The following is a 2,761-nucleotide window of genomic DNA, read 5'->3' on the forward strand; positions in this document are numbered from 1 at the left end:
CGATGCAGCGCGCAAAAATTGCAGAACCGAACGCCGCTGATATGGATTGACGCTTCAACCGAATCTCGCTGGTTGGAAGCTGGTTGAGCGTTCGCTTCCATGTGGATCGACCGTCCCTTCATGTCGATGGACTGATATGCAACGTGCCACCGCTAGCCAGCGCCGACTGCGATTCATGGCAAAACAGCCATCTAATCGCGACGTCGTGAAGTCAGATATCCAAGCCGTCCGAGGCTCCGCTCGCAACGTTACTGGACACGTTTCATCCCGCCCGTTGTACCGTCACGACAGTGGTCGATCCGGGCCGATTGGCTCTATCGCTTACGCAGCAAGGCATTCCACGTCCTCGCCGCCAGCACTCCGTGAACACTGGCTACCGACAATTCGGATTCCCTACACGGCGTGCAATCACCGCGCGCGCAGCGCGTCGACGACGTTCATGCGGGACGCGCGCAACGCGGGCAGAAAGCCGCCAACCAACCCCATCGTCACCGAGAACGCCAATGTCTTCCCGACAATAGCGGGTGTCAGGATGAAGCGGAACGACAGGTCCGCGAAGGTCTGGAAGTTGGTTGTCGAGAACGACGCAAACTGCATGAACGCTGCGCAGCCAAGACCCGCCAGTCCGCCGACGAGCCCCAGCAGCATCGCTTCGACGAGGAACGCCGCGAGCACGTTCGCGCGCTTGAAGCCCAGCGCGCGCAAGGTGCCGATCTCCGCCACGCGATTCGCCACGGACGCATACATCGTGATCATCGCGCCGATCATCGCGGCAATAGAAAAGATGGCCGACAGCGTGAAGCCGAGTATGTTGAGGAACGTCGACAGCGCCCTCGACTGGTCGCTGTAAAAAGTTCGCTCGCGTTTCGCGTCGTCGGCGAGGCGCGGGTCGACGTCGATATCGCTCCTGAAGCGCTCAAACTGATCGCGCTGCGAAAGCCGCACGACCATCGACGAATAACTCGTCCGGCGAAACGCCTGCATCAGCTGGTCGGCATCGCCCCAGATCTCAGAATCGAACCCGCTGCCGCCCGCGTCGAAGGTCCCGACCACGGTCCACTCGCGCTGAGCGAAATGCAAATGCCCGCCGGGCTGCGTGCCCGCGAAGCCCTTCGCAATGCTGCTGCCGACCACAATCTCCGACGACCCCGGCGTGAAGAGGCGCCCCGATGCGAGCCGTACTTGGGGCCGCAAGCCGATGCCCGCCTGCGACACACCGCGTATCACCACGTTCGACGGCTTGCCCGAGCCGATTTTCGTTAGCGAGATCAGCACGACCGACTCTTTCGACGCGAGCCTTCGTCCGTCGCCGCCGACCGCGACGGCAGGATGCATCTCGATCACGTTGGCCTGATTGCGGTCGACCGCGCTCTGCACTTCCGTCTCCGCGCCCTTGCGGATCACGACGACGTTGTCCTCTTCGCCCGTCGAGACGAGCGTTTTCTTCAGGCCCGCGTCGAGCATCAGCACCGTCGAGAACACGAATACGACCAGCGCGAGTCCCCCCGCCGTGAGCGCCGTCGTCAGCCGACGGGCCCACAGGTTGCGAGCGATATATGAAAGCGGAATGGCCACGATGCGCTACCCGATGGCCCGCAGGCCTTCGACGATCCGCACGCGCGCCGCCTGGATCGCCGGAATGATCGCCGCCGCCACGCCGACGACACCCGCACACGCTGCCTGCAACAGCACCGTCTCGCGCGACACGTGGAAGACGGGGAATACACCGCCTATTGCCTGCCGGAAGATACCGGCGGCGGGCGGCGTCAACAGCATGCCGAGCCCGCCGCCCGCGATGCACAGCGTCAACGACTCGCCGAACATCAGGAGCGCGAGAAAGCCCGGTCCGAAGCCGAGCGCCTTGAGCGTCGCGTATTCGACGGTACGCTCGCGGGCGCTCATCGCCATCGCATTCGCCATCACGGCCATGATGATGACGATCACCACATACGACACGACGCGGATGGCCGCGATGATCTGATTCGACATCGCGACGAAGCCGAGCTGGAAGGCCTGCTCGGTTTCGGTCAGCGTTTCTGCGAGGGAGTTCCTGAACACGTCATCGACGTTGCGGGAGATCGCGGCGGCCTCCTCGGGAACAGCAATGCCCAGCACGTAGACACCGACCTGATCCGCACGCCGGCCGGGCATTTTGCGCACCGACTCGTTCAGATAGTCCCAGTGAAAAATAAGTTGCCGCGTGATCGTCGATTCGTCGCGGCCATCCATGATGCCGCGCACGACAAACTCCCAGGTGCCCGGATAGATCGTGCCTTTGATGGGAATGACGTCGCCGACTTTGAAGCCAAACTGCGTCGCGAGTTGCCGGCCGACGAGACAGCCCTTGCGGTCGCGTTCGTAATCGCTGCGCTGTTGAGCGGGCACGATCAGCTCGGGATAGAGGTCCAGATAGTTGTCGGACACGGCGAACTGCGCGAAGAAGTTCTTCGGCTCGCGATACACGCCGCCGAACCAGTTCGAGCGCGCAACCAGCGTCACGCCTTCCACGCCGCGAATGCGGTTCTCGTAGCTGAGCGGCAGCGAGAACGTCAGCGAAATGGCGTTGCGCGTGACGAGGCGCGCGTTCGATGCGGCCGCGGCGCCCGCATACCACGCATCGACTACCGTATTGAGGAGCCCGTATGCGAGCACCGCGATCGTGAGCCCGAGCACGGTCAACGCAGTGCGCAGCTTGTGGCGCAGCGCGTTGCGCGTAATCAGCTTCAGCGCGTGCATGACAGGCTGCCGTCGCGCTGATCAG

Annotated in this window: 2 protein-coding genes; both read right to left on the minus strand. The window is 63.2% G+C overall.

Annotation, left to right across the window (positions count from 1 at the left end):
* Positions 1-408 precede the first annotated feature (408 nt).
* Complete coding sequence (locus QOC89_RS22365; protein WP_323047010.1) at positions 409-1,575, minus strand: ABC transporter permease; 1,167 nt, start codon at positions 1,573-1,575, stop codon at positions 409-411.
* A gap of 6 nt (positions 1,576-1,581) precedes the next feature.
* Positions 1,582-2,736 (minus strand): ABC transporter permease, encoded by a 1,155-nt coding sequence (locus QOC89_RS22370; protein ID WP_323047011.1) that lies wholly within the window; start codon positions 2,734-2,736, stop codon positions 1,582-1,584.
* Positions 2,737-2,761: the final 25 nt, after the last annotated feature.

This window comes from Paraburkholderia sp. (assembly GCF_034668105.1).
Classification (GTDB): domain Bacteria; phylum Pseudomonadota; class Gammaproteobacteria; order Burkholderiales; family Burkholderiaceae; genus Paraburkholderia.

Coding starts and splice junctions, on each gene's coding strand:
- QOC89_RS22370 (WP_323047011.1), bottom strand. CDS start 2,736: ATGCACGCGCTGAAGCTGATTACGCGCAACGCGCTGCGCCACAAGCTG.